Annotated in this window: 23 protein-coding genes and 2 pseudogenes; 16 read left to right on the top strand and 9 right to left on the bottom strand. The window is 66.3% G+C overall.

Going from position 1 to position 25958, the window contains the following annotated elements; translation table 11 throughout:
• From dhaL to G3A50_RS00040, 8 genes are all read left to right on the top strand, one after another.
• Positions 1–615: a dihydroxyacetone kinase subunit DhaL gene (gene dhaL / locus G3A50_RS00005; RefSeq protein WP_163073209.1), complete on the top strand. Its 615-nt coding sequence runs from the start codon at positions 1–3 to the stop codon at positions 613–615.
• Positions 612–1025 (top strand): dihydroxyacetone kinase phosphoryl donor subunit DhaM, encoded by a 414-nt coding sequence (gene dhaM / locus G3A50_RS00010; RefSeq protein WP_163073210.1) that lies wholly within the window; start codon positions 612–614, stop codon positions 1023–1025. Before dhaL ends, dhaM begins: the two co-directional genes overlap by 4 nt.
• On the top strand, positions 1025–1375 hold the full coding sequence (locus G3A50_RS00015; RefSeq protein ID WP_163073211.1) for an HPr family phosphocarrier protein: 351 nt from the start codon (positions 1025–1027) through the stop codon (positions 1373–1375). Before dhaM ends, G3A50_RS00015 begins: the two co-directional genes overlap by 1 nt.
• A complete protein-coding gene (locus G3A50_RS00020; protein WP_163073212.1) occupies positions 1359–2966 on the top strand; it encodes a putative PEP-binding protein in 1608 nt (535 codons plus the stop codon). The genes G3A50_RS00015 and G3A50_RS00020 overlap by 17 nt, the downstream gene beginning before the upstream one ends.
• Positions 2967–2969: 3 nt before the next feature.
• A complete protein-coding gene (locus G3A50_RS00025) occupies positions 2970–3380 on the top strand; it encodes a hypothetical protein (protein WP_163073213.1) in 411 nt (136 codons plus the stop codon).
• A gap of 60 nt (positions 3381–3440) precedes the next feature.
• A complete protein-coding gene (locus G3A50_RS00030; protein ID WP_163073214.1) occupies positions 3441–4442 on the top strand; it encodes a dihydroxyacetone kinase subunit DhaK in 1002 nt (333 codons plus the stop codon).
• Between the two features lie 373 nt (positions 4443–4815).
• Positions 4816–6546 (top strand): ubiquinone-dependent pyruvate dehydrogenase, encoded by a 1731-nt coding sequence (gene poxB, locus G3A50_RS00035; protein WP_163073215.1) that lies wholly within the window; start codon positions 4816–4818, stop codon positions 6544–6546.
• Positions 6547–6653: 107 nt separating this feature from the next.
• Positions 6654–8372, top strand: coding sequence for a cyclic nucleotide-binding domain-containing thioredoxin-disulfide reductase (locus G3A50_RS00040; RefSeq protein WP_163073216.1), 1719 nt, complete (start codon positions 6654–6656; stop codon positions 8370–8372).
• Positions 8373–8495: 123 nt separating this feature from the next.
• On the opposite strand, the gene G3A50_RS00045 is transcribed toward G3A50_RS00040, so the two are convergent.
• Positions 8496–8660 carry a hypothetical protein gene (locus tag G3A50_RS00045; protein ID WP_163073217.1) on the bottom strand — a complete coding sequence of 55 codons (165 nt, stop codon included), beginning with the start codon at positions 8658–8660 and terminating at the stop codon, positions 8496–8498.
• A 22-nt stretch (positions 8661–8682) separates the two neighbouring features.
• Entirely contained in the window at positions 8683–9276 is a 594-nt protein-coding gene (locus G3A50_RS00050) for a TetR/AcrR family transcriptional regulator (RefSeq protein ID WP_163073218.1), read from the bottom strand.
• An 84-nt stretch (positions 9277–9360) separates the two neighbouring features.
• On the opposite strand from G3A50_RS00050, the gene G3A50_RS00055 reads away from it, so the two are divergent.
• Positions 9361–10476, top strand: a complete 1116-nt coding sequence (locus G3A50_RS00055; protein ID WP_163073219.1) for an efflux RND transporter periplasmic adaptor subunit — start codon at positions 9361–9363, stop codon at positions 10474–10476.
• The gene (locus G3A50_RS00060; protein WP_163073220.1) at positions 10473–13589 is read left to right on the top strand and encodes an efflux RND transporter permease subunit; all 3117 of its coding nucleotides are present in this window, start codon (positions 10473–10475) and stop codon (positions 13587–13589) included. The genes G3A50_RS00055 and G3A50_RS00060 overlap by 4 nt, the downstream gene beginning before the upstream one ends.
• Before the next feature lie 398 nt (positions 13590–13987).
• Here G3A50_RS00060 and G3A50_RS00065 read toward each other — a convergent pair whose 3' ends face one another.
• The 3 genes from G3A50_RS00065 to G3A50_RS00075 are packed head-to-tail and all read right to left on the bottom strand — an operon-like array spanning position 13988 to position 17600.
• Positions 13988–14839: an alpha/beta hydrolase gene (locus G3A50_RS00065; protein ID WP_163073221.1), complete on the bottom strand. Its 852-nt coding sequence runs from the start codon at positions 14837–14839 to the stop codon at positions 13988–13990.
• A 17-nt stretch (positions 14840–14856) separates the two neighbouring features.
• Positions 14857–16347 carry an NAD-dependent succinate-semialdehyde dehydrogenase gene (locus G3A50_RS00070; RefSeq protein ID WP_163073222.1) on the bottom strand — a complete coding sequence of 497 codons (1491 nt, stop codon included), beginning with the start codon at positions 16345–16347 and terminating at the stop codon, positions 14857–14859.
• The gene (locus tag G3A50_RS00075) at positions 16344–17600 is read right to left on the bottom strand and encodes an iron-containing alcohol dehydrogenase (RefSeq protein WP_163073223.1); all 1257 of its coding nucleotides are present in this window, start codon (positions 17598–17600) and stop codon (positions 16344–16346) included. The genes G3A50_RS00070 and G3A50_RS00075 overlap by 4 nt, the downstream gene beginning before the upstream one ends.
• Before the next feature lie 197 nt (positions 17601–17797).
• On the opposite strand from G3A50_RS00075, the gene G3A50_RS00080 reads away from it, so the two are divergent.
• From G3A50_RS00080 to G3A50_RS00100, 6 genes and pseudogenes are all read left to right on the top strand, one after another.
• Complete coding sequence (locus G3A50_RS00080; protein ID WP_163077137.1) at positions 17798–18448, top strand: GntR family transcriptional regulator; 651 nt, start codon at positions 17798–17800, stop codon at positions 18446–18448.
• A gap of 107 nt (positions 18449–18555) precedes the next feature.
• A pseudogene (locus G3A50_RS22945) lies at positions 18556–18981 on the top strand (ATP-binding cassette domain-containing protein); the annotation flags it as partial.
• Positions 18982–19302: 321 nt separating this feature from the next.
• A pseudogene (locus G3A50_RS22950) lies at positions 19303–20010 on the top strand (ATP-binding cassette domain-containing protein); the annotation flags it as partial.
• Positions 20003–20995, top strand: a complete 993-nt coding sequence (locus tag G3A50_RS00090; protein WP_163073225.1) for an ABC transporter permease — start codon at positions 20003–20005, stop codon at positions 20993–20995. The pseudogene G3A50_RS22950 and the gene G3A50_RS00090, both read left to right, overlap by 8 nt.
• A gap of 82 nt (positions 20996–21077) precedes the next feature.
• Positions 21078–22028, top strand: coding sequence for a substrate-binding domain-containing protein (locus tag G3A50_RS00095; RefSeq protein WP_163073226.1), 951 nt, complete (start codon positions 21078–21080; stop codon positions 22026–22028).
• A gap of 56 nt (positions 22029–22084) precedes the next feature.
• Positions 22085–22705 (top strand): DJ-1/PfpI family protein, encoded by a 621-nt coding sequence (locus G3A50_RS00100; protein WP_163073227.1) that lies wholly within the window; start codon positions 22085–22087, stop codon positions 22703–22705.
• Between the two features lie 208 nt (positions 22706–22913).
• Here the strand turns inward: G3A50_RS00100 and G3A50_RS00105 are convergent, their stop codons facing one another.
• The 4 genes from G3A50_RS00105 to G3A50_RS00120 all read right to left on the bottom strand — a co-directional run bounded on the left by G3A50_RS00105 (position 22914) and on the right by G3A50_RS00120 (position 25955).
• Positions 22914–23429 carry a hypothetical protein gene (locus G3A50_RS00105; protein WP_163073228.1) on the bottom strand — a complete coding sequence of 172 codons (516 nt, stop codon included), beginning with the start codon at positions 23427–23429 and terminating at the stop codon, positions 22914–22916.
• Positions 23430–23487: 58 nt separating this feature from the next.
• Positions 23488–24063, bottom strand: coding sequence for a DUF308 domain-containing protein (locus G3A50_RS00110; protein WP_163073229.1), 576 nt, complete (start codon positions 24061–24063; stop codon positions 23488–23490).
• 294 nt (positions 24064–24357) lie between these two features.
• Positions 24358–24948, bottom strand: coding sequence for a TetR/AcrR family transcriptional regulator (locus tag G3A50_RS00115; protein ID WP_163073230.1), 591 nt, complete (start codon positions 24946–24948; stop codon positions 24358–24360).
• 77 nt (positions 24949–25025) lie between these two features.
• On the bottom strand, positions 25026–25955 hold the full coding sequence (locus tag G3A50_RS00120; protein ID WP_425483488.1) for an AraC family transcriptional regulator: 930 nt from the start codon (positions 25953–25955) through the stop codon (positions 25026–25028).
• Positions 25956–25958: the final 3 nt, after the last annotated feature.

A 25958-nucleotide genomic window follows, 5' to 3' on the forward strand; every position in this document is an offset into this window, starting at 1 on the left:
ATGCAGCTCGACGCCGAGGACATCTCGGCACTCATCGTGCTCTGCCGCGCCGAGATCGATCGCCATGGCGAGCATCTCGGCCTGCTCGACAGTGCCATTGGCGACGGTGACCACGGCACCAATATGCGGCGCGGTCTGAATGCCGTGTTCACCGAGCGTGAAACCATCGCCGCGCTGCCGCTGCCCGCCGCACTGGAGCGGATCGGCCTCGTGCTGGTGATGAGCATCGGCGGCGCGGCCGGCCCGCTCTATGGCACGCTGTTGATGGAGCTTGGGCGCGGGCTCGCACCCGATGCCAATGCAGCCGCCTTCGTCGCCACGCTGGAACAGGCCATCGCCGCGGTGGCCCGGCGCGGTCGGGCCGGGCCCGGCGACAAGACCTTGCTGGACGTGCTCTATCCCGTCCAGGCGGCGATGCTGGAGCGATCGGCACCGGAGCGCATCGCCGACTGCGCCCTCTCCGCCGCGCGTTCGACCGAGGCAATGCAGGCCCGCCGAGGCCGCGCCGCCTTTCTCGGCGCACGTTCGGTCGGCCATGAGGATCCCGGCGCGTCAAGCTGCGCGCTGCTGGCCGCCACCATATGCGGCTACTTCGCGGAGCGTCGCCCGTCATGAGCAACAGCTCTGCGGGGCAACGCCAATCCAATGTGGGCATCGTGATCGTGTCGCATTCGCCTCTGGTGGCGCGCGGCGCCGCCGACATGGTCCGCCAGATGGTGGGCGACGGCGTGCCTCTGGCCTGGGCCGGCGGCAATGCCGAGGGCGGGCTCGGTACGCATGTGGCGGGCATTCAGGCCGCCATCGAGACCGCGTGGTCGGAGGCGGGCGTCGCCATCTTCGTCGATCTCGGCGGTGCGGAGACAAACAGCGAAATGGCGGCCGAACTGCTCGGCCCGGCGCGGGCGGGGCGGATCGTCGTGTGCAATGCCCCGCTCGTGGAAGGCGCCGTTGTCGCGGCGGCGGAAGCCTCCGGCGGCTCCAGTCTCGCCAAGGTGGTGGCGACCGCCGAGGAGCTGTCGCCCTGATGAGCGAATGCAATGCCCGTGTCCCGCCCGACCGCGCCGGCAAGAGCTGGCAGACCGAGGTCGAGGTCACCCATGGCATCGGCCTTCATGCCCGACCCTCCGTCACATTTACCCGCCTTGCCAAGAGCTTCCCCTGCTCCATCGAGGTCGCGGTGGATGGTTCGGCCGAGTGGCTGAACGGCAAGAGCATCGTCAAGATCATGGGCGCCCGGATCCGCCGCGGCGCGCGCCTGCACATTCGCGCGGAAGGCGTGCGCGCCGAGGAGGCGATCGCCGCGCTGAGCGAACTGGTGCGGCGCAATTTCGACGAGGACCGCACGATGGGCAGGGTCGATGGCTGGCCCGGTTAACGCGCGCCCGCAGCACCATCACGGCACATCCGCCTCGCCGGGCCGGGCGGTGGGACCGGCCCATTGCGCGGAGAGCGCCGCCGCGCGCGTGGTCGACCCGGTCACCGACGATGCCCGCGCCGCGCTGAGGGCCGCGGTGGCGCTGGCGGTGGCGGAGCTTCGCGGACTGTCCGATCGGGCGGACGTCTGCAGCGCCGGCGTGCTGGACTTCCAGATCGAGATGCTGCTGGACGAGGAGATCCTGGTCCCCGCCCTGAACCGCATCGCGCAGGGAGAGGGCGCCGCGCTCGCCTGGGCCGGTGCCATGACCGCCTATATCGACGCGTTCTCCAATGACGGCTCCGACGACGACGCCTTCGCCGCGCGGGTAGCGGACCTGCTGGACCTGCGCCAGCGGGTGCTCGACGCGCTCGCCGGCCGCCCCTCCGCCGGCTTCCCTGCCGGGTCGATCTATGTCGGTCCCGACATGCCGCCGAGCGTCTTTCTCGCGCATGACTGGTCGGCCGGCGGCGGCATTGCCCTGAACGCCGGCAGCGTGATTGGCCATGTCGCCCTGCTGGCCCGTGCCCGCAATGTGCCGATGGTGATCGGCCTTGGCGAGCTGGCGGCAACGGACGGGCAGACCATCCTCGTCGATGGCGACAACGGCGCTGTTCAGCTCGATCCTCCGGAAGCGGTCAGCCTCACCCCGGCGGCTCCCGCGCGCCCGGCACCGGCCGAGCGGCAGGCGCCGGCGAGCGGGGGCGGGGCGCGCGTGAAGCTCTGCGTGAACCTCAACACATTGGCGGATCTGGACGCGTTCGACCCCGAACGGGTGGATGGTGTCGGCCTCGTGCGTACCGAGTTCATGTTCCTCTCGCCGGCGGAGGCATTGAACGAAGAACGTCATTTCGCCGTTTACCGGCGCATCGTCGCCTCCCTCGGCGGCCGCCCCGTGGCGATCCGGATGCTCGACCTCGGCGGCGACAAGACCCTGCCGGGAATCGCCGAAGGAGGACCTGCCTCCCTGCTCGGCGAGCGGGGCGTGCGGCTGTTGCTCGCCCATCCCGAACTCGCTCGTGTGCAGGCGCGCGCGCTGCTGCGTGCCGGTGTGCTGGGGCCGGTGAGCGTGCTGCTGCCGATGGTCACGCTTCCCGATGAACTGACCGCGATGGAGCGGCTGTTCGCAGAGGAGGAGACACGCCTCGCGCGGCTCGGCATCCCCGTTCGTCGCCCACCGCTCGGCATCATGGTCGAGGTGCCATCCACCGCGCTGACGCTCGACCTGTTCGGCGAGGCGTCGTTCTTTTCGGTGGGGACCAACGACCTGATGCAGTATCTGTCGGCAGCGGCCCGGGACAATCCGGCCGTTGCCCATCTCAATGCGCGCTCGGAGGTCGCCTTGTTCCGACTGCTGGACCAGGTCAGCGCCGCCGCCCGCTTGCTCGGCAAGCCGGTCTCGGTCTGCGGCGATATCGCCGGCCAACCGCGAGGGCTCGCCCGGCTGGTCGCGGCAGGCTTTCACGAGGTCTCGGTGACACCCGGCCGGCTGGGCGCCGTGCAGGCTCAGCTGCGTGAAGTCGCCGCTGTCGCCGGCCTTACGGAAAGCTAGCTGATGGCGCGGGACTCCAGTGACGAGACGGTGATCGCCTACAAGACCCTTCTTGCCGGCATCCTCGACAACCGTCCGTCGGGCACGCGCCAGCGGCTGGCGACGGCATTGGGCAAGCACCGCAGCTTCGTCACCCAGGTGACGAGCCCAACTTATGACACCCCCCTGCCCGCCCGCCACCTGCCCACGATCTTCCGCGTCTGTCATTTCAGCCCGGCCGAGCAGGAGCGCTTTCTTGCGGCCTATCAGGCCGCGCATCCCGGCCGGTTGCCGGATGTCGGCGGAGGCGAGAAACTGCGTCCGCTGACCCTGATGGCACCCGACTTCGGCGACGAAAAGAAGAACCGCCAGTTCGACGACGCGATCACCGAGCTGGTGCAGAAAATGGCTTCTCTAGTGAGCGGAGAGCAGTGACGTGAACACGCTGAACGCGTCGCCCGGCCGTGCCGGCCCCGCCGCCCGGAGCCCGCGCGGATGAAGAAGATCATGAACGCACCCGATGCCTTCGTGGCCGAAAGCCTCGAGGGCCTCGTGCGCGCGCATGAGGGGCTGGTGACGTTCGGAGCTGGGCGCACGTTCATTCGCCGGCGCGATCTCGCGCCGGGCAAGGTGGCGGTGATCTCCGGCGGCGGGGCCGGGCACGAGCCGCTGCACTCCGGCTTTGTCGGGCGGGGCATGCTGGACGCCGCCTGCACCGGGCATGTCTTCACCTCTCCCACGCCCGACCAGATCGTGGCGGCGATGGACGAGACGGATACCGGCGCCGGCTGCCTTCTCGTAGTGAAGAACTATGATGGCGATGTGATGAACTTCGAGATGGCGGCCGAAATGGCCGCCTCCCGCCACGCCATCGATACCGTCATCGTCGAAGACGACGCCGCGACCGGTCCATCGCTGCGCAGCCGTGGCCGACGTGGCATTGCCGGCACCGTGGTGGTGGAGAAAATCCTTGGCGCCGCCGCCGAACAGGGCAGCAACCTCGCGGCACTGAAAACGCTGGGCGACGATCTCAATCGCCGCATCCGCTCAATGGGTGTGGCGCTGCGCGGAACCACCGTGCCGGAAAATGCCCGCGAAACCTTCTCTCTCGGGCCGGACGAGATGGAAATCGGGGTCGGCATCCACGGCGAGCCGGGGCTTGAGCGGACACGCTTTGCCGGCGCCAACGAGATCATCCGCCTTCTGGGCGAACGCATTCTCGCCGAGTTCCCGTCCGACGTCGCCGAGGGCGGAACGGCCCGGCCGCTTCTCATCGTCAACGGGTTCGGTGGCACGCCGCCGATCGAGCTTTATCTCGCGCAGGGCATCGCGCATCGGTTCTTCGAGAACCATGGCGTGGTGCCGGCGCGCACCCTGACAGGCACCTTCGTCACCTCGCTCGACATGGCGGGCCTGTCGATCACGCTTGCCCTGCTCGACGAGGTGCAGTTCAAACTCTGGTGCGCGCCCGTGGCGACCCCCTGCCTGAGCTGGTGAACCCCTCGCCGCGCGGTCCGAACGCCATCCGCAGCTCGCCGCTGATCGAGTTCATGAACCGCGGTCCGGCACCGCCGCGTTTTCCGCCGACCGCTGACCCGTCACGAAGTGGTTGCGCATCGGTCCGACGCCGCGCATAGCGCCGCCGACGATGCCGGCCGACCAGCCCCGGAATGCCCGTCACACGCCTGGCGGACAATCCGAACGTATGGTTGGCCGACACGTTCGTGGATCTGGTCCGCTCACTCGGGAGCGCTATGCTCTGGCCGCGATGAACACCCGAAGCCGACCTTGAACCTTCTGTTCACTCGGCTCCCCGGCCTGCTCATTCCTAAAGTCGCCAACACTCACCACCGCCGACGGAGTCAAACGCATGTCACGGAATATCGCTGAACTGATGATCGAGACCTTCGAGCGGGCGGGTGTCGAACGCATCTACGGCGTCGTCGGTGACAGCCTGAACGGCATGACCGAGGCGCTGCGGGACAGCACGATCAAATGGGTGCATGTCCGGCATGAGGAAGCGGCCGCCTTCGCCGCAGCCGGCGAATCTCAGATAACGGGCAAGCTCGCGGTATGTGCCGGCTCCTGCGGACCCGGCAATCTGCATCTGATCAACGGCCTCTTTGACGCCCAGCGCAGCCGCACGCCGGTGCTGGCGATCGCCGCGCAGATTCCTTCCCCCGAGATCGGCGGCGGCTATTTCCAGGAAACTCACCCGCAGAACCTGTTTCGCGAATGCAGCGTCTATTGCGAAATGGTCTCCGAACCCTCGCAGATGCCCTATGTGCTGGAAAACGCGATCCGGGCGGCGGTCGGCGAGCGCGGCGTCGCGGTCATCGTCATTCCCGGCGATGTGGCGCTACGCGCGGCGCCCGATCGCGGAATTTCGCCGGCCGCCGGGCTTTTGCCTCCGACTCCGGTGGTCACGCCGAACCTCTCGCAGATCGATGCGCTGGCCGATCTTCTGAACGATGCACAGCGTGTAACGCTGTTCTGCGGGCGGGGGTGCGCCGGCGCGCATGGCGAGCTCATGGCGCTCGCCGAGGCACTGAAGAGCCCCATCGTGCATGCGCTCGGGGGCAAGGAGCACGTCGAATACGACAATCCCTATGATGTCGGCATGACGGGTTTCATCGGCTTCGCCTCCGGCTATGAGGCGATGCATGCCTGCGACACGCTTGTGCTGCTGGGCACCGATTTTCCCTATAAGCAGTTTCTTCCGACCGGCATCAAGATCGCGCAGGTCGACATACGGCCGGCCCAGCTTGGCCGGCGATGCAAGCTCGATCTCGGCGTTGTCGGCGATGTCGGCGCGACGATCTCGGCCGTGCTACCGCGCCTCACCACCAAGACCGACCGTCGCCATCTCGACGACAGCCTTGCCCGCTATGCGCGTTCGCGAAAGGGGCTGGACGATCTGGCCGTCGGAACGCCGGGCCAGAAGCCGATCCACCCGCAATATCTCGCCAAGGTCGTCAGCGACCTCGCGGCGGAGGATGCGGTTTTCACCTTCGATGTCGGCACGCCGACGATCTGGGCGGCGCGCTATCTGGCGATGAATGGCAAGCGTCGGCTGGTCGGCTCGCTGGTGCATGGCTCGATGGCCAACGCGATGCCGCAGGCGATCGGCATCCAGGCCGCCCAACCCGCGCGCCAGGTCATCTCGCTCTCGGGCGATGGCGGCTTCGCCATGCTGATGGGCGACCTCATCACCCTCACGCAGGAGAACCTGCCGGTGAAGGTGGTGATCTTCAACAATGGTGTCCTTGGTTTCGTTGCACTCGAAATGAAGGCTGCCGGCTTCGTGGGGCTCGGCACCGACCTGAAGAATCCCGACTTCGCGGCCATGGCGCGAGCCATGGGCATTCTCGGTGTTCGGGTCGAGGATCCCGGCGATCTGACCGGCGCCGTCGCCCAGGTGCTCAGCCATGATGGACCGGCCGTGCTCGACGTCGTCACCGCGAAACAGGAGCTTTCCATGCCGCCAACCATCGGTATCGAGCAGGCAAAGGGGTTTGGCCTGTGGATGATCCGCGCGGTGATGAGCGGGCGCGGCGACGAAGTGATCGACCTCGCCAAGCAGAACCTTCTGTCGCGCTGAGGACATTGCGCGCAGCGGCCTGACCCTACCCAGTCGCCGATCGGCACCGCGCCGCCTGGCTGATCGTCCGCGGGCTTCATCTTTGAAGAGAAACCAGAGCACGTGCCATGAGCGTCATCGAAAATCGCAGTGCGCAGATGTTCCCGGTGCTCAGCGATGCACAGGTGGAGACCATGAAGCGCTTTGCCAGTGGCGAGGCGACGCGGTTCGAAGCTGGCCAAACGCTGTTCAATGTCGGCGACGTCGGTGTGCCGACATGGCTGATCGTGGAAGGCTCGATCGCGGTCGTTCGACGTGACGGCCTCGGGCATGAAAAGCCGATCGTCGTGCAGACCGCCGGTCAGTTCACGGGCGAGATCAGCCAACTCGCCGGGCGCCCTTCCTACGCCGCCGCCACGGTGGGCCCCGATGGTTGCACGGCGTTCCCGCTCGATGCCGCCCATTTGCGGGCGCTCGCCATCGGCTCGGCGGAGCTCGGGGAGCTGCTGATGCGCGCGCTGATCCTGCGCCGTGTCGGGCTCCTGGAGGGCGACACGGCGGGTTCCGTGTTGATCGGCCAGCCGGGCGAGGCCAACCGGATCATGATCGAGGGCCTTCTGACGCGGAACGGCTATCCCTTCACGGCGCTCGATTCCAACGCCGACGAGGAGGGCCGCGCGGTCGTCCAGCGGCTCGGCATCCTGCCCGATGAACTGCCGCTGCTGGTGTGTCCGACCGGCGCGGTTCTCAAGCGCCCGACCATTGCCCAGGTTGCCGCCAGCCTCGGCATGTTGCCCGAAATCAGGCCCGATGCCCTTTTCGACGTGGCTATTGTAGGCGCAGGTCCCGCCGGCCTTGCGACGGCTGTCTATGCGGCATCGGAGGGCCTCTCTGTGCTGGTTCTGGATCAGCGTGCGATGGGCGGACAGGCCGGCGCGTCGGCGCGGATCGAGAACTATCTCGGCTTTCCCACCGGGATATCGGGCCTGGCTCTGGCCGCGCGCGCCTATCATCAGGCGGAGAAGTTCGGGGCCGAACTGGCCATTCCATTGGAAGCCGCCCGCCTCGATGCTGATGTGGCGGGCGGTCAGCCCCTGCGCCTGCATCTGTCCAATGACGAGACCATTCGTGCCCGCACGGTCGTGATCGCTACGGGTGCCCGCTATCGACGCCCGGATGTCGCGAAGCTGTCGGATTTCGAGGGGTCTGGTGTCGCCTACTGGGCGTCTCCGGTCGAGGCCAAGCTCTGCGCCGGTCAGGAAGTGGCGCTGGTCGGCGGCGGCAATTCGGCAGGACAGGCCGTCGCCTTCCTGGCGCCACGGGTCAAGCGGCTGCATCTCATCATTCGTGGAGATGGCCTCGCGGCATCCATGTCGCGTTATCTCATCGATCGCATCGCTTCGTTGCCGAATGTCGAGATCCATACCCGCACCGAGGTCGCGTCCCTTGAAGGTGACCGCGCGAGCGGACTGGAAGCGGTGACCTGCCGTAACCGCGATACCGGGAACATGTTGCGGCTGCCCACGCCGTACCTCTTCCTGTTCATCGGGGCGGATCCAAATTCAGGATGGCTCGGAACAAGCGTCGCGGTCGATCGCGGAGGCTTCATCCTGACCGGGCGGGACGGTGACGCCGATACCCTTCGCCCGCACCTTCCGCTGGAGACCAGCAGGTCCGGCGTATTCGCCATCGGGGACGTTCGAGCGGGCTCCACAAAGCGCGTCGCCGCGGCGGTGGGCGAAGGAGCGGCCGTGGTTGCGCAGATTCATGACCATCTGGCACGGCAGGCGCGCGCTGTGGAAGAGCGGGGTTCGCACGGCGCGGCCAGCCCGCCCCCGGCGCCGTGACGTCCATTCGACCCGCTGCGCGGAGATGCCTGACCGCCGGATGACCGTTGAGGCCCATACGCTTGCCTCACCCGTCGCGCGTGTCCACGATCCGGCTTTCCGCATGGAGCCGGGGACGGGTCGTCATTTTTTCTTCGAGCGAAGTTCGGCGATCTGGGCCTCCAGCGATCGGACGCGCCTTTCCAGAGGCTCGAATTCATCGACCTCCATCGCCTCTGCGAACTGTTGAAAATTGCCCAACCACCGTCGGCAGGCAATACGCAGCCGCTCCAGTCGGCGTGCAATCATTGAAGACCGCCTTTTCTGGTTGTCACCTTGACGCCTTCGGACGCCGATCGACTGATTGCGCCAGCACGGCTTCAGCTGCGGACTCCAGGAATTGCCTCGACAGTTCCGGATCATTGACCGCCCGGGCGAGCAATACCGCGCCAACCATTGTCGAGAGCATTCCCATGGCCTTGCCATCAGGCTCGCCCTCCTCGCCGATCCAGCTCGCAATCATCTCAACATGATCCTTGATGCCCGCCTCGAACGCCGCCTTCACCTTCGGGCCTTGTCTCGCGGCATCTGAGCCGAGCGCGACGACCGGGCAGCCATCCGTCTTTTCGCGGCAATGACCGGCGCTGAGGTAGAAGCGCATGACAGCCGCCAAGGGGTCCTCGGGATCGGATGCAGCCGCCGCGGACCACCTCTCCACGGCGCTCGTCAGCGCGCGTCGCGACGCCTGGGCCGCCAGATCCTCCTTGGACTCGAACTGCTTGTAGAAGCCGCCCTGCGTCATCCCCGCGCCGGCCATCAGGTCCTTGAGGCCGATCCCATCGAAGCCCCGCTCGCGAAAGAGACGGCTCGCCACATTGATCACCGCCTGCCGGTTTTCCTCTGCCTGAACGCGACTGACCCGCATGACCGACCTCCATATTTAGATTGCGTACGTCATCTATATCTCGTATAGAGCTCGAACGCAATCTAAATCGCCAAGGTCAACGCCATGAAGAAGAAGTCCGCTCTTATGCTGGGAGGCGTCCTGATCGCGGGGGCGGCGGGCGCGGCTTACGTCGCCATCTCATTGCCCCACAAGGCGGCTGCCGTCAGCGACCCCAGACAGAAGGCCCCCCTCGTGATCGTGGCGACCGCCGCTCCGGTGGGCGGCGTCGAACGTGCCTTTACCGGCCTCATCGAGGCGCGGGTGCAGAGCAATCTCGGCTTCCGGGTGCCCGGCAAGATCGTCGAACGGCTCGTCGATGTCGGTCAGCAGGTCAAGGCGGGGCAGCCCTTGATGCGGATCGACGATACCGATCTGCGTCTCGCCCTCACAGCCAAGCGCAACGCCGTAGCCGCCGCGCGTGCCTCCCTCGTTCAAGCCAGCGCGGACGAGAAGCGCTACGCCTCCCTCGTGAAGGGCGGGCTCGCCGCAACGCCTCAGCGTTATGAGCAGGCCAAGGCCGCGCTGGACACGGCGCAGGCGCAGCTCGACGCGGCAGAGGCGGAAGCGGACGTCGCCGAGAACGAGGCCACCTACTCCACCTTGACCGCAGGCGCGGACGGCACCGTCGTCGCCACGCCGGGCGAAGCCGGACAGGTCGTCGCGGCAGGCCAGACTGTGGTTCAGCTCGCCCAAGCCGGGCCACGCGAGGCCGTCGTGGCGCTACCTGAAACGATCCGCCCGGCGCTGGGGGCATCGGCCAAAGCCAGCGTCTACGGCAGCACCACCGAGCCCAGCACGGCACGCCTGCGGCAGATTTCCAATGCCGCCGACGCACAGACACGCACCTATGAGGCGCGTTACGTGCTGAACGGCCCGGCGGCGTCCGCGCCGCTCGGCTCCACCGTGACACTCACGCTCACCAGCACCGAGACGCGGTCGCAGGTGAAGGTGCCGATCGGCGCCCTACTGGATGACGGCCTCCGCACGGGCGTCTGGGTCGTTGATCGGGCCTCGTCGACCGTGCGTTTCGCGCCCGTTGAAATCTTACGGCTTGGCGGCGAGGAGGCGACCGTTTCCGGCGTCGAGCTTGGACAGGAAGTCGTGGCGCTGGGCGCGCATCTTCTGAGAGACAACGAACCCATCCGGACGGTGGCCCGGATCGAGGGGAACGCCCGATGAGATTCAATCTCTCGGCCATCGCGGTTCGCGAGCGGGCCGTCACCCTCTTCTTCATCGTCCTTCTGGCGGCGGCGGGGATCTACGCCTTCGTCAAGCTCGGACGGGCGGAAGACCCCTCCTTCACCATCAAGACGCTGACCGTCACGGTGGCATGGCCGGGCGCCACCGCCCAGGAGATGCAGGACCTCGTCGCCGAGCCGCTGGAGAAGCGCATTCAGGAACTGACCTGGTATGACCGGGTCGAGACCATCGCCCGTCCCGGCTTTGCCTTTCTGACCGTCACGCTCAAGGACAATACGCCTCCCTCGGTCGTCGAGGAGGAGTTCTACCAGACGCGCAAGAAGCTCGGTGACGAAGCGCGCAATCTTCCGCCCGGCGTGCTCGGCCCCTTCGTCAATGACGAGTTCTCCGATGTGAGTTTCGCCCTGTACGCCCTGAAGGCGAAGGGCATGCCGATGCGCGACCTGGCACGGCAGGCGGAGGTGATCCGGCAGGACCTCCTGCATGTGCCCGGCGTGAAGAAGATCAACATTCTCGGCGAACGTCCCGAACAGATCTTCGTGGAGTTCTCCTACGCCAAGCTCGCAACGCTGGGTGTCTCCGCGCAGGATATCGCCGGCGCGCTCCAGCGGCAGAACACCGTCACCCCGGCCGGTTCCATCGACACGCTCGGCCCGCAGGTCTTCATCCGCTTCGATGGAGCCTATGACAGCATTCAGGCGATCGCCGACACGCCGATCGTGGCGGGCGGGCGGACGCTCAAGCTCTCTGATGTCGCCGAGGTGCGTCGCGGCTATCAGGATCCCGAGACCTACATCATCCGCCATGAGGGCGAGCCCGCCATCATGCTGGCGGCAGTGATGCAGCAGGGATGGAACGGGCTGGAGCTTGGCAAGGCGCTCGACGCGCGCTCCAGCGTGATCGCCGACAGCCTGCCGCTCGGCATGACGTTCGCCAAAGTCAGCGACCAGGCGGTCAATATCGACGCGGCTGTCGGCGAGTTCATGATGAAATTCGCCATGGCGCTCGGGGTCGTCCTGTTCGTCAGCCTCGTCAGCCTCGGCTGGCGCGTCGGCATCGTCGTGGCGCTCGCGGTACCGCTGACACTTGCCGTCGTCTTCCTCATCATGCTGGAGACCGGCCGCTTCTTCGACCGCATCACGCTGGGCGCGTTGATCCTGGCGCTCGGCCTGCTCGTCGACGACGCCATCATCGCCATCGAGGTGATGGTGGTGAAGATGGAAGAGGGCATGGACCGCATCAATGCCGCGGCCTACGCCTGGAGCCATACGGCGGCGCCGATGCTGTCCGGCACGCTGGTGACCATCATCGGCCTGATGCCGGTCGGCTTCGCCGCCTCCGCCGCCGGAGAGTATGCCGGAAACATCTTCTGGGTGGTCGGCTTCGCGCTGATCGTCTCGTGGATCGTCGCGGTGGTCTTCACCCCCTATCTCGGCGTGAAGTTGCTGCCTGCAATCAAGCCCATCGAGGGCGGCCATCACGCGATCTATAACACGCCGGGCTATCGGCGCCTGCGCGCTGTGATCCAGTTCGCCGTACGGCACAAATTCATGACCTGCGGAGTGGTTGGGGTCGCCATGGCGCTCTCCGTCGTCGGCATGGGAGGGGTCAAGCAGCAGTTCTTTCCGACATCGGACCGCCCCGAAGTCCTGGTCGAAGTCCGCTTGCCGGAAGGCACCAGCATCGAGACCACGACGGCGGCGGTGGAGAAAGTCGAGCGCTGGCTGAAGGACCGCCCGGAAGCGAAGATCGTCACGAGCTATATCGGCCAGGGTGCGCCGCGCTTCTTCTTCGCCATGGCGCCGGAACTGCCCGATCCGTCCTTCGCCAAGATCGTCGTGCTGACGCCGGATGCCGAAGCGCGCGAGACGCTGAAGCACCAGCTCCGCGCGGCGATCGCCGAGGGTCTCGTTCCCGAGGCCCTCGGCCGGGTCACGCAGCTGGTCTTCGGCCCCTATACGCCGTTCCCCGTCGAGTTCCGCATCATGGGGCCCGATCCGGAGGAGCTGTATCGCATCTCCGAGAAGGCTCTCGCCATCATGAACGGCGTTCCCGACGTCCGGCAGGCCAACCGCGACTGGGGCAACCGCTCTCCCGTCGTACGCTTCGTTCCCGACCAGGACCGGCTCAACCTGATCGGTCTCTCACCAGCTGAGGCCGCCCAGCAGATGCAGTTGCTGCTCACCGGCATTACCGTCACCGAGGTTCGCGAGAACATCCGCAACGTGCCTGTGGTAGCGCGCAGCGCCGGCGACAACCGGCTCGATCCGGGGCGGCTTGCCGACTTCTCCCTGATGAGCCGAAACGGGCGTCAGGTCCCGCTGGACCAGATCGGGCGCTCCGAGATCCGCTTCGAGGAGCCTGTCCTGAAGCGTCGCGACCGCACGCCCGTCATCACCGTCCGTGCCGATGTCAATGAAGCCACGCAGCCGCCGGAGGTGTCGCAGCAGGTGATGCAGGCGCTCCAGCCGCTGATCGCCTCGCTGCCGGTCGGCTACCGGATTGAAATGGCCGGGAATATCGAAGAATCCATCAAGGCCAATGTCGCGCTGGTCAAGATCTTCCCCGTGATGATCGCTGCGATGCTCATCATCATCATCCTGCAGGTCCGCAGCCTTTCGACGATGACCATGGTGATGCTGACGGCGCCACTCGGCCTTGCTGGCGTGGTTCCGACACTGCTCGTGTTCAATCAGCCTTTCGGCTTCAACGCCATTCTCGGGTTGATCGGCCTGGCCGGCATTCTGATGCGCAACACCCTGATCCTGACGGAGCAGATCAAGGAAAATCAGGCCGCGGGGCTCGACGACTATCACGCCGTTATCGAGGCGACCGTGCAGCGGACGCGGCCGGTGATCCTGACCGCATTGGCGGCGGTGCTCGCCTTCATTCCCCTCACGCACTCCGTGTTCTGGGGATCCATGGCCTACACGCTGATCGGCGGCACGGCGGTCGGCACGGTGCTGATCCTCCTGTTCCTCCCCGCGCTCTACGCCGCCTGGTTCCGCATCAAGCCCACGCCCGATGAGGCCCAGGCGGACATCGCGCCAGCCGCCGCATGGCATCCGTATTCTCGCGCTATGACACCGTGATCGGCTGTACAGGCTATCCGCGCGACTTCCCCTGGCAGTTCGGAGTCGATCTCGAAGCGATCGACCGTGGTGGCCCGCAGGACATCTCCGATGCGCAGTTCGACGTGCGTGAGCGGCTGCGTTCACAGAACAAGACCGAGTGGGCGATCATCTCCGCCGGCATGTTCATGAGCTATCTGTTCGAGCCGGAGTTCGGCATCGTCGATCTGGAGGACAGCGCGGTCCATGCCCTTGGCAGCCTCGATACCACCGTGACGCCGATGACACCCGACGACATCGGAGTGCCGACCGCCGAGCAGGTCGTCTGCGGCGTGAAAGGCTCGACGCCATCCCGCGGGGCGAGCTGGAAAAGCCGCTCCTCCGCCTATCCCCGCTCGGATGCGCGGATCGCTTCGGTCTCAGCCCTGTTCCCCTTCACCTGCGGCGATGCTCTGGCCCGCTGCGAGGCAATCCGCGAGCTGGTTTGCCGCCTCGGTGCCAGGTGTCCCGAGGTCGGCCACGATGCTCATATGATCCGCGCCGAGGAGCGTGCGCTCACAGGTGCCGACACCGGCGGCCACCGCCAGATGAGAGCGGAAGGCGCTCATCTGCTGGTGAAACGGCGCCGTCTCCAGCTCCCCCACCAGCAGCCGGACATTCGGACCGGCCGGATAGTCCCGACCTAGCGGGCTAAAATCGCGGACCTCGTCGTCGCTGAGGTCGATCAGCTCCGCCAGGAACGAGTTCTGCAACGGCGCGAGATCGTAGATGCCGCTGATCAGAACGGCACCGGAAACGCTTCCCGCCGGCTGGCTCGCGTCGAACAGCAGCGCGCCGAGATGGGCGCCAGCCGAATGCCCGCTGATCGTGAGGCGAGCCGGGTCTCCGCCATGAGCGCCGATGTGCTGCACGATCCAGTCGCGGGCACGACGGACCTGGGCGACGACCGTCTCCATTCGCACCGAAGGCATAAGGGCATAATCGACGATCACCGCGATGGCGCCCGCCCGCGTCACCGTCTCGGCGACGAAGGAGAAATCCTCCTTGGCAAACATGCGCCAGTAGCCGCCATGGATGAACATGTGCACCGCGCCGGTCGCGAGAAACGGGGGCGGGAAGAACAGATCGAGCCTCTCCGCCGGCGAGAGGCCATAGGCGATGTCGCGGAGCATCGGCACTCGCGCGCGCGTCGCCGCACTGCGCGCCGCATAATCGGCCACGTGCCGATCGAAATCCGGCACGTGGTCGCGGGTACGGAACGGATCGGCCATGGCGACGCGACTCGCGGTCAGAGCGTGGTGGCGATGTACTTTGCCTCCAGGAATTCCAGCACGCCATGGGCGCCGCCCTCGCGGCCGAGGCCGGACTGCTTGGTGCCGCCGAAGGGCGCTGCCGGGTCGGAGACGAGGCCGCGATTGAGCCCGACCATACCGGTGTCGATACGACGCGAGACGCGCAGTCCCCGCGCCAGATCGCGGGTGAACACATAGGCGGCGAGGCCGTATTCGGACGCGTTGGCCAGGGCCACCGCCTCGTCTTCGCTCTCGAAGCGGCTGAGCGCGGCGACAGGGCCGAAGATTTCCTCGCAGCCTATGGCGGCGTCGGTTGGCACGTCCGCCAGCACAGTCGGCGGGTAGAAGAAGCCGCGGCCGGTCGGCCGCTCGCCGCCGCAGCGCAATCTGGCGCCACGCCCGAGCGCGTCATCCACCAGCCGCTCAATCTTGTCGACCGCCTTGGCGGTGATCATGGGACCGCAATCCGTCGTCGTCTCCGCGCCCGGCCCGACCTTGAGCGCGGTCATGCAGACGGTCAGCTCGGCGGCGAAGCGCTCGTAAAGACCGGACTGCACATAGATGCGGTTGGCGGCGGTGCAGGCCTCGCCGGCATTGCGCATCTTGGCGAGCATGGCGCCTTCGAGTGCCACCTCGATGTCGGCGTCGTCGAAGACGATGAGCGGCGCATTGCCGCCCAGCTCCATCGAGCAGCTGATCACGTTCTTCGCCGCCTCGGCGAGCAGCGTGCGGCCGACCGGCGTCGACCCGGTGAAGGAGAGCTTGCGCACGCGCGAATCCGCCAGCATCGCGGCCGTCACCGGGCCGGGCGTCGAGGTGGTGAGCACGTTGACCACGCCTGGCGGCACGCCCGCCTCTTCATAGAGCGCGGCAAGCACATAAGCCGTAAGCGGCGTCTCGCTCGCGGGCTTCAGCACCACGGTGCAGCCCGCCGCCAGCGCCGGGGCGATCTTGCGGGTCGCCATGGCGGCGGGGAAGTTCCACGGCGTGATCAGCACGCAGATGCCGATCGGCTCGTAGTCGACGATGATATGGTTGCCCCCCGCCGGCGAAAGCGCGAAGTCGCCGGAGATCCGTACCGCCTCCTCGGCGTTCCAGCGGAAGAACTCGGCGGCATAGGCGACCTCGCCCCGCGCGTCGCGCAGCGCCTTGCCGTTCTCCAGCGAGATCAGGCGAGCGAGATCCTCGGCGCGGGCGGTCATCAACTCGAAGCAGCGGCGCAGAATCTCCGAGCGACGGCGCGGCGGGGTCGCGCGCCAGCCGGCGGCCGCAGCGGCGGCGGCGTCGATGGCGGCCCTGGCGTCGTCGAGCGTGGCGTCCGGCACTTCGGCGAGCAGCGCTTCCGTGGAGGGATCGACAACGGGAATGGACGGGCGTCCCACCGGCCGCACCCATTGTCCGCCGATATAGAGGCCCCGCGCGCCGGCTGCCGGATCGATGGCAGGCTGGGCGCTGGAAGCAACGGGAGAGAGCGCGGCGACGTTCATGGGCGGGTTTCCTGTGCAAGAAGAAGGTCGGAGGCGGCCGCATCGAGATCGCCGCGATAGGCGGCGTCGAGCAGGCAGGTCATCTCGGCCGGTCCGACTGGACGCGGGTTGTTCTTGAGGAGACGCTCGATGCCGAGTGCCTGCTCGCCGGTCCAGGCGAGCTTGTCGGCTCGCAGGCCGAGGGCGGCGAGCGTCGGCGGAATGCCGATAGCGGCGAAGAGGCGAACCACCTCCCCGATCGCCGCATCGGCGAGCGCCGTGCGCGAGCGGCCTGCCTCGGGAAGACCCAGTTCGAGCGCGATCTCGGCCATCTCACCCAGCACGGCATCGCGATTGAAGCGCATCACATAGGGCAGCATCGTCGCGACACCGAGGCCGTGGGCGGTGTGGGTCAGTGCTCCCACGGGATACTGGATGGCATGCGCGGCCGCCGTCCCTGCCGTGCCGAAGGCGCAGCCGGCAGCCAGCGCCGCCATCATCACATCAGCCCGCGCATCCTCGTCGGTTCCGTCACGCCAGGCACGCTCCAGGCTGCGGCCTATGAGGCGGATGGCGAGCAGGGCGAAGTGGTCGGTCAGCGCGTTCTTCCCGACGAAGACATGCTTCTGCGCCAGTTCGGGCGATGGAGGGCGCCGCCCTGCCGTGAACGCCTCGATCGCATGGGTGAGCGCGTCGGCGCCGGCGATGGCGGTGAGCGCGGGCGGGCAGGACAGAGTGAGTTCGGGATCACAGATCGCCGTCCTTGGAATGAGATGCGGGCTGGATATACCGACCTTCAGCGTTCGGTCGGGATCCGAGATCACCGCGACCGGCGTCGCCTCCGAGCCGGTGCCAGCCGTGGTCGGCACGGCGATGATCGGCATCACCGGCCCCGGCACCTTGTACTCGCCATAATAGTCCGGGAGCTGGCCGCCATGGGTGAGCAGCAGCGCGGCGCATTTCGCCATGTCGAGGCAGCTTCCCCCGCCAACGCCGATGACGAGATCCGGCACGAAGGGCCGCACCGCTTCCGCGCACTCGGCCGCGCTGTCGCGTGGCACATCCGGCAGGACGCGGTCGTGCACCAGCACCGCCAGGCCGGCATCGTGCAGGCCACTCACCAATTGAGCAAAGTCGTCCGAGGCGGCGAGGCGCTCGTCCGTGCAAATCAGCGCCCGCTGGCCGAGACGCTGGGCGACGGCGGGCAAGGCCCGGCGCTGCCCCTTGCCGAAGAGAATTTCGGTCGGCAGCCGGATCGCGGAAAAGGATGTCACGGCGGTTATCCAATTGGCATAGCTGAATAAATCAGCTGATGAAGCGCTCCCTATACAAAATCGTATAGGATATCGTATTGAGTGTCGCCAAGGATCGTGCTAGCAATCGATCATTGTCAAGGGGCAAAACCGTGCGCAGTCCGAAACCTCTCGCCGCCTCCCTCCACCTGCCGGATCCCGGCGAGCCGGCCCCGGCGATCCATCGCGCCGCGAGCCTCGCCGAGGAGGTCTATGAGGCCATCTTCGCGCGTCTCATGGCGCTGAATATCCCGCCCGGCGCGCGCATCACCGTCGACACTCTGGTGCGTGAGCTGGCCGTGTCGCAGACCCCGATCCGCGAGGCGCTGGGACGGCTGGAAGGCGAAGGGCTGGTCGTGAAGACCCATCTCGTCGGCTACAGCGCGGCGCCGCAGATCACCCGCCGCCGCTTCGAGGAGCTTTACGAGCTGCGCCTGCTGCTGGAACCGGAAATGTCCGGCCGCGCCGCCGTCACGATGACGGAGGCCGCGCTGGCGGAGTTGACCGCCGCCGCCGGCGTCATGTCACGCAGCGGCGGGGCGGATGAGCGCGCGCGTTATTCGCAATTCGCCCGGCAGGACGCGCTGTTCCACGACCAGATACTGGAAATCGCGGGCAACGAGTTGATCCGCGAGACGCTGGCGCACCAGCACACCCATTTTCACATCTTCCGCCTGATGTTCCATTCGCGGGTCACCGAGGAGGCGCTCGACGAACATGAAGCGATCCTTGCCGCCTTCGCCGCGCACGATCCCGATCTAGCCCGGCAGGCGATGCGCACGCATATCGAGCGCTCGCGCGACCGGCTTCTCCCGGCCTTCGATTCATGATGACGGCGCTCGCCCCCTCCCCCGCAACGGACGGCACGGTGGCGCCCGTGCTGCGCGCCGCACGGCTCTGCAAGGAGTTCGGCGGCGTCACGGTGCTGTCCGATGCCTCGCTCGACATAAGGCCAGGTGAGATCCACGCGGTCATCGGCGAGAATGGAGCGGGCAAGTCGACGCTGATGCGCCTGCTCTCCGGTTATCTCCGCCCGAGCGAAGGCGAACTGCGGATGGACGGCGCGCCCATCGCCTTTCACGCGCCCTCGGATGCGCAGGCGGCCGGCATCGCGCTGGTGCATCAGGAAATCCTGCTTGCCGAGGCGCTGACCGTCACCGAGAACATCTTCATCGGGCGCGAGATCACCCGCTTCGGCAGGCTGGATGAGCGCGCCATGCGGGAGGCCGCCGCCGCGCAGCTCGCCGAGATCGGCTGCAAGGCATCGCCTCGCGCACTCGTACGCGACCTTTCGCTCGCCAACCGCCAGCTCGTGCAGATCGCCAAGGCGCTGCTCGGCACCCGCCGCGTGGTGATCTTCGACGAACCGACGGCCGTGCTGACTCATGACGAGGTCGATCCGCTGCTCGACATCATCCTCAAGCTGAAGCAGCGCGGCGTCGCCATCCTCTACATCAGCCACCGGCTCGACGAGGTGGAGCGGCTGGCCGATCGCGTGACCGTTCTGCGCGACGGCCGCATGGTCGGCACCTATGACGCCGAGGGCCTGACGCCGCGGCGCATGGCAAGCCTGATGGTCGGGCGGGAATTCTCCAGCCTCTACCCCCCGCGCCTCGAGCGGGAACTGACCGAACCGGCGCTCGAGATCGAGCATGCCCATGTGCCCGGCTTTGTGAAGGATGTATCCCTCACCCTGCGCAAGGGCGAGATCCTCGGCCTTGCCGGCATGATCGGCGCCGGCCGGACGGAGCTGTTCGAGGGGCTGCTCGGCCTGCGGGCGGCAAGCTTCGGCGCGGTGCGCCTGCACGGAAAGCCGGTTCACTTCGCCTCGCCCGCGCAGGCTTCTGCCGCCGGCTTCGGCTATCTGACCGAGGACCGCAAGGGCAAGGGGCTGCTGCTCGACGAGCGCCTCGCGCCCAACCTCACCCTCGCCGCGCTGGACAAGGTGCATCCGTTCGCCGGCCTCGACGTCGCCGGCGAGGCGCAACTGCTCGACCGTGCGGTGGCAAGCTACGACATCCGCCTGCGCAGCCTCGACGCGAAGGCCGGCCAGCTCTCGGGTGGCAACCAGCAGAAGCTGCTGCTCGCCAAGATGATGCTGAACGATCCCTCGGTCATCGTCATCGACGAGCCGACGCGCGGCATCGACATCGCCAATAAGAGCCAAATCTACGTCTTCATCCAGTCCCTCGTGCGGGAGGGGCGCTCCTGCATCGTCATCTCCTCGGAGATGCAGGAACTGATCGGCCTGTGCGACCGCATCCTCGTCATGCGCTCCGGCCGGATCAACGGGGAAGTCACCGGCGATGCGATGTCGGAGAGCAATGTCGCACTTTACGCCACCAGCAGCGTGGCGAGCGAAGAAGCATCAAGGGAAAACGCACATGGCTGATGTTGCCGCCGCGCCGCCGCGCACCCAGCAGAACTGGTCCATCGGCTGGGGTGATGCCGGGCCTTTCCTGGCGCTGGCCGCCCTGGTGCTGATCGGCTTTCTCATCAATCCCGACTTCCTGTCGGCCAACAACATCGCCAATGTCGTCACCCGCAGCGCCTTCATCGCCATCATCGCGATCGGCGCGACCTTCGTCATCTCCTCCGGCGGGCTCGACCTGTCGGTCGGCTCCATGGCCGCCTTCATCACCGGCGTGATGATCCTGTTCATGAACTGGGTGGCGCCGAGCGTCGGCACGGCGGCCATTCCGCTCGGCATGGCGGTGGCCTTGGTCACCGGCATCGCCTGCGGCCTGCTGAACGGCACCATCGTCACGGTCGGGCGCATCGAACCCTTCATCGCCACGCTCGGCACCATGGGCATCTTCCGCGCGTTCATCACCTACATGACCGATGGCGGCACGGTGGCAATCGACCGCAGCCTGCGCGACGCCTATCGCCCGGTCTATTTCGGCGACGTTCTGGGCGTGCCGATCCCGATCCTGGTGTCGCTCGCGGTGGCGCTGGTGGGCGCTTATGTGCTCTACCGCACGCGCTATGGACGGCGCTGCGTGGCGGTAGGCGCCAATGAGGACGTGGCGCGCTATTCCGGCATCTCGGTCACGCGGGTGCGAACCCTGGCGTTCGTCATCCAGGGCGTCTGCGTGGCCATCGCCGCCATCTGCTACGTCCCCCGCCTCGGCGCGGCGACGCCGACCACGGGCCTGCTCTGGGAGCTTCAGGTGATCACGGCCGTCGTCATCGGCGGCACCGCGCTGCGCGGCGGGCGCGGGCGCATCTGGGGCACGGTGGCCGGCGCGGTGATCCTCGAATTCATCGCCAACCTGATGGTCCTTTCCGACTTCGTCTCCGAGTACCTCGTCGCCGCGGTTCAGGGCGTCATCATCATCATCGCCATGCTGATCCAGCGGATGTCGAAGAGGTAGCGGAAACAGAAAGCCGACGCGCGCGAGGCAGCCGCGACACGCCGGGATTCAAACAAGACTGCCGCACCAATGGAGGAAACGCATGCTCAGGAATATTGTGCTGGCCGCTGGCGTCACAACGGCGCTTCTCGCCGCTGGCCCCGCCTCCGCCGCCGAGAAAAAGACGATCGCCGTGTCCATTCCCGCCGCCGACCATGGCTGGACCGCGGGTGTCGTCTATCATGCCAATGCCGCTGCCAAGGAAATCAACAAGGCATTTCCCGAACTTGAGGTGATCGTGAAGACCTCGCCCTCAGCGAGCGCTCAGGTCAGCGCCATCGAGGATATGTCAGCGACGCGCAAAATGGATGCGCTGGTCATCCTGCCGCACTCCTCCGAGGAGCTCACAACGCCGGTCAAGGCGATCAAGGACAAGGGAACCTTCATCACCGTGGTGGATCGCGGCCTGAATGACCCGAAGATCCAGGACCTCTATGTCGCCGGCGACAATGTCGCTGTCGGCTACAACACCGCGCAATTCCTCGTCGAAAAGATGGGCGGCAAGGGCAACCTGGTCGTGCTGCGCGGCATCCCGACCGTTATCGACGATGAGCGCATCAAGGGCTTCAAGGACGGCATTGCCGGCACGGATCTGAAGATCCTCGACATTCAGTACGCCAACTGGAACAGCGACCAGGCCTTCAAGCTGATGCAGGACTATCTCGCCAAGTACCCGCAGATTGACGCGGTGTGGGCCAATGACGACGATATGCTGCTCGGCGTGCTCGAAGCGATCAAGCAGTCCGGTCGCAAGGAGATCAAATTCGCGCTGGGCGGCAACGGCATGAAGGAGATCATCGAGAAGGTCATGGCGGGTGACGCGATGACGCCGGTCGAGACGCCCTATCCGCCGTCCATGATCAAGACCGCCATTTACCTGACCGCCGCGCATTTCGCCGGCCATGCGCCGGTCCGCGGTTCGCTGAAGCTCGACGCGCCGCTGATCACCAAGGCGAATGCCGCCGAGTACCACTTCCCGGATGCGCCGTTCTGAGCGCTTTTGTTGCGATCGAGCCAGCACTGATAAGCAATCACGAGGAGGAGACGACAATGCCGGGCAAGAAAATCCTGATGCTCACTGGGGAGTTCACCGAGGAATACGAGATCTTCGTGTTTCAACAGGGGATGGAGGCCGTCGGCCACACCGTCCATGTGATCTGCCCCGACAAGAACGCAGGCGACATCATCAAGACCTCGCTGCACGATTTCGAGGGCGGGCAGACCTACACCGAAAAGCCGGGCCACGACTTCGTCATCAACAAGACGTTCTCCGAAGTCCGGCTGGACGACTACGACGCGGTGTACTGCGCCGGCGGGCGCGGTCCGGAATACATCCGCACCGACAAACGTATCCAGGCGATGGTCCGCCACTTCCACGAGACCGGCAAACCGATCTTCACCATTTGCCACGGCGTGCAGATACTCATCGCCGTGGATGGCGTGGTGGCAGGCAAGCGGGTGTCGGCTCTGGGCGCCTGCGAGCCGGAAGTGCGCCTCGCCGGCGGCACCTATGTCGACCTCTCGCCAACCGACGCAATGGTCGACGGCAACATGGTCTCCGCCAAGGGCTGGACGGCGCTGGCGGCCTTCATGCGCGAATGCCTGAAGGTGCTCGGAACGGAGATACGGCACTCCGAAGATGCGCCCGCCGCCTCTACGCGCGCAGCGTGACGCCGATAACCCCCGGCCGCTTGGCGCCGGCGTCCGGGGGCTTGCTCGTGTTGGTGGCTGTCAATTTCCATCAAACGTGGGCAGATGACCTATGGGCCTCGCCAGGCGGCAGCGGGGGCGACATTGAGCCCCCCGGCCTGCTTAATCGTCTTGAGCGCCGCGAGGTGGATCGCCTCGCTGCCGTCGTTGCATCATCCACCGACCCAAATCATTTGGCCGAGCTCCGGCCCGGCCCGGCGGATTCCGCGAGCCGGCCTTGTCGGCGCAATTGGATGATCTGGGCTGTCAGGCCGATGATGAGAATGACGAGAAGGCCGGCTTGCGCCCCGAGGAGAATCGGCGATTTCGGATCGGTAACGAAGGGGTGGCCGTCGGGAACGCGGCGCAGGGTTTCACTGACGGCCGGCACCATCAGCAGAAACGCCGTCAGGCTGAGGAAGATTGTTTCAAGATACGCGCCGCTACGTCCAACGCTCGAAATGCGACCGATGCCGTAGCCGGCGAGCAGCAGCAGGATCGTTGCCGCGCCGATGCCGTAGCTCACGGGCTGATGCGCGACGAGGAACACCGTTGCCGCACCGATCAGCATCGCAACGAAATAGACGACGCCGGGTGCCGACCGAGGCACGATCCGTCCGTGCCGAGCCAACATATAGATAGCCAGCGGAATTGCGGGCAGGCTGCCGAGCGTATGCACCCAGCCGAGCGGTGAGATTCCAAACATCTGGGTCTCCGTTGCATTGATGAGAGGCGTGGCCAGCGACAGCCGGGTGGGACCGGGCCTATGCGGCCTTCCCGCGCATTTGGCTCACCGTCAGCCACATGGCGGAAATCAGGAAGTAGAACGCGCCTATCGCGGCATAGCCGGCGACGTTGGAGATGGAGGGCGGCATCGGCATCCGCGCCTGCACGATGAAAAACGCGCCTGCCAGCGCGGATTGCGCCCCACTCAAGATCATCGCCCACTGCGCACCGGAGCTTTTCCAACGGCGGAGCGCCGTACCGAGTTGAAGCAGGCCGGACAGGATTGCCCAGACGCCGAACACGCCGATCACCCAGTTCATGCTCATTGTCAGGGCGAGAACGACCGCGAGCGTCGTCGCCAAACTGACGACGACATTGGTCGTCTGAGTACGATTGCGGCCCAATCCTCCGCTGCGCGACGCATCGACGTAATTGGCCAGGGCATCCCATGCGGGATACGCGACAAGCAAGAGTGTCCCGATCACCGGGGAATGCTGGCCGACCGTAAACGCGGCCGCCACCCAAAGGGCCGAAAATGCCGTGCGGGCAAAGTAGTAGCGCTTCAACCAAAGCTCCTGACCGGCAGGAGCGGGAACGCTTTGGTGTCTCGTCATTCTGACGTCCTTTCGACTAGTAGGTAGGCTCGCGAGCGAGCATTGATGTCGCGCCCGCCCCTCCGGCAGAAGCCGGCCGTAACGGGCGCAGAGTGTCCGGCTATGAAAAGTGTCGTTCGTGAAGGCCCTTGCGCCGCAATTCCAGATGCATGTCTGATCCGTCGACGGACAAAACGGGTCCGTTACGCGATCATTCAGCCTCCCCTGCTCTCCAGGTCGGCTAGGCCAGGGGAGGTCATTGCGAGCTCCTTTTCATGCCGATCATGGCTGCGCTCATCGCCCCTTCGCCTGCCGTCACGAAGGCAGGCGGACAGCAAGACGCTCCAGGACTTGGTCTGTCACGACGGCAAATATCTTCGGATCGCCATAGGCGCGCGCCGAAAGCATCGCGCCGTGAACTGTCGCCATGAAGGCCTCGGCCTCGGCATGCGGCGAGCTCGTCAGTTGCAGGCGACCATGGCGCGCGCCACGCTCCAGCACGGATGACAGCCATGCCGACAGCGAGCGGAAATGCGCCCGGACCTCTACCCCCACTTCCTCCGGCAGGACAGGGAGCTGACTCGCCAACAGCGCGCAGACGCAGAACGGCGCACTGGCGTCGGTGATGCACGCTTTCCAATACCCGACATAGAACTGAAGCTGTTCAAGCGGATCGGACACCTGACGTTCGAGAGTCGCCATCCCCGCTTCGGCTTCCTTGCGATAGCGCCCAACCAGTGTTCGAACCAGATCGACCTTACTTGGGAAATGGTGGTGGATACTCGCCTTGCGTATCCCGACCACGTCCGCGATGTCGGCATAGCTGAAACCGTTATAGCCGCCAGCCACGATCAGGTTGCGGGCGCAGGCCAGAATGTCGTCGGAGGTGGTGGACAGGTTGCTCATACCTTTACCTACCTTCTGGTAGGATGGCCGTCAAGCCACTCGCACCATCGGACGGCCATTGGAGGGACCCGCGCGGTTCAGTCCAGCTCCCCGAGATGCTCGCGAACCCATCGGGCCTCTTCTGACGCGGTGCGTCGGAAGTGCCGCTTGAAGTCACGGCTGAACTGGGCGGGACTGGCATAGCCGACCGATGCGGCAACCTCCGCGATCGTCCCGTCACGGCGCGCGATCATCAGCCTCGCCTCGTGGAGTCTCATCGCCTTCACATACTGGATCGGCGTACTGCCCGTCAGGGCCTTGAAATGAACGTGGTAGGAGGGAACGCTCATTCCCGCCTCGCTTGCCAGAGCGGCGACGGAAATCCCGGTATTGTAGCTTTCCCGCAGCCGGGCGAGGCTTCGCACGATCCTCCCGGACGTGCCCTGCTGCTGCAAGGCCGCGATCATCGCGCCGCCCTGCGGGCCTACCAGCACCCGGTAGTGCAGCTCGCGCAGGATGCCGGCTCCCAGTACGGCACACTCGACAGGATCGCGCAGCGCCCGCAACAGACGCAGCACGATGTCCTCGATCTCGGGCTCCATCCGGCTCGACACCAGCCCCCTCACCCGGCCCGCTGACGCCTCGGAACGCCTCGCGCCAACCTTCGAGGCGATCTCTGCCGCCAGACCCATGTCGAATTCGACATAGACGGCAAGCAGGGGGCGCTCGGCGCTGGCCACGGACTCCATCCGGAACGGGACGGGCACCGACACCGCCAGATAGTGCTCCTCGTCATAGAGATAGACCTCGCCCTCAAGCATGCCCTGCTTGCGGCCCTGCAGCACGAAGACCGCGCCCGGCCGGTACAGCACGGGAACATCGCGCAGCACCGCCTCAGTCCTGAGAATGCGGACATTATCGAGCCGGGTCGCATTGTAGCCCTGGCGGGGAGCAAGAAGCCCCGCCAGGGCCAGCCGCTCGCGCCGTCCGGGCGACATGCCGCTCGCATTCATAGGATCTGGCAAGATATC

This window comes from Ancylobacter pratisalsi, assembly GCF_010669125.1.
Lineage (GTDB): Bacteria > Pseudomonadota > Alphaproteobacteria > Rhizobiales > Xanthobacteraceae > Ancylobacter > Ancylobacter pratisalsi.

Excerpts from the sequence above, each read along its gene's own strand:
- G3A50_RS00045 (WP_163073217.1), bottom strand. The coding sequence starts at position 8,660 with ATGATTGCACGCCGACTGGAGCGGCTGCGTATTGCCTGCCGACGGTGG.
- G3A50_RS00050 (WP_163073218.1), bottom strand. The coding sequence starts at position 9,276 with ATGCGGGTCAGTCGCGTTCAGGCAGAGGAAAACCGGCAGGCGGTGATC.
- G3A50_RS00025 (WP_163073213.1), top strand. The coding sequence starts at position 2,970 with ATGGCGCGGGACTCCAGTGACGAGACGGTGATCGCCTACAAGACCCTT.
- G3A50_RS00110 (WP_163073229.1), bottom strand. The coding sequence starts at position 24,063 with ATGACGAGACACCAAAGCGTTCCCGCTCCTGCCGGTCAGGAGCTTTGG.
- G3A50_RS00060 (WP_163073220.1), top strand. The coding sequence starts at position 10,473 with ATGAGATTCAATCTCTCGGCCATCGCGGTTCGCGAGCGGGCCGTCACC.
- G3A50_RS00105 (WP_163073228.1), bottom strand. The coding sequence starts at position 23,429 with ATGTTTGGAATCTCACCGCTCGGCTGGGTGCATACGCTCGGCAGCCTG.
- G3A50_RS00020 (WP_163073212.1), top strand. The coding sequence starts at position 1,359 with ATGGCTGGCCCGGTTAACGCGCGCCCGCAGCACCATCACGGCACATCC.
- poxB (WP_163073215.1), top strand. The coding sequence starts at position 4,816 with ATGTCACGGAATATCGCTGAACTGATGATCGAGACCTTCGAGCGGGCG.
- G3A50_RS00065 (WP_163073221.1), bottom strand. The coding sequence starts at position 14,839 with ATGGCCGATCCGTTCCGTACCCGCGACCACGTGCCGGATTTCGATCGG.
- dhaM (WP_163073210.1), top strand. The coding sequence starts at position 612 with ATGAGCAACAGCTCTGCGGGGCAACGCCAATCCAATGTGGGCATCGTG.
- G3A50_RS00090 (WP_163073225.1), top strand. The coding sequence starts at position 20,003 with ATGGCTGATGTTGCCGCCGCGCCGCCGCGCACCCAGCAGAACTGGTCC.
- G3A50_RS00040 (WP_163073216.1), top strand. The coding sequence starts at position 6,654 with ATGAGCGTCATCGAAAATCGCAGTGCGCAGATGTTCCCGGTGCTCAGC.
- G3A50_RS00015 (WP_163073211.1), top strand. The coding sequence starts at position 1,025 with ATGAGCGAATGCAATGCCCGTGTCCCGCCCGACCGCGCCGGCAAGAGC.
- G3A50_RS00030 (WP_163073214.1), top strand. The coding sequence starts at position 3,441 with ATGAAGAAGATCATGAACGCACCCGATGCCTTCGTGGCCGAAAGCCTC.
- dhaL (WP_163073209.1), top strand. The coding sequence starts at position 1 with ATGCAGCTCGACGCCGAGGACATCTCGGCACTCATCGTGCTCTGCCGC.
- G3A50_RS00115 (WP_163073230.1), bottom strand. The coding sequence starts at position 24,948 with ATGAGCAACCTGTCCACCACCTCCGACGACATTCTGGCCTGCGCCCGC.
- G3A50_RS00070 (WP_163073222.1), bottom strand. The coding sequence starts at position 16,347 with ATGAACGTCGCCGCGCTCTCTCCCGTTGCTTCCAGCGCCCAGCCTGCC.
- G3A50_RS00100 (WP_163073227.1), top strand. The coding sequence starts at position 22,085 with ATGCCGGGCAAGAAAATCCTGATGCTCACTGGGGAGTTCACCGAGGAA.
- G3A50_RS00055 (WP_163073219.1), top strand. The coding sequence starts at position 9,361 with ATGAAGAAGAAGTCCGCTCTTATGCTGGGAGGCGTCCTGATCGCGGGG.
- G3A50_RS00095 (WP_163073226.1), top strand. The coding sequence starts at position 21,078 with ATGCTCAGGAATATTGTGCTGGCCGCTGGCGTCACAACGGCGCTTCTC.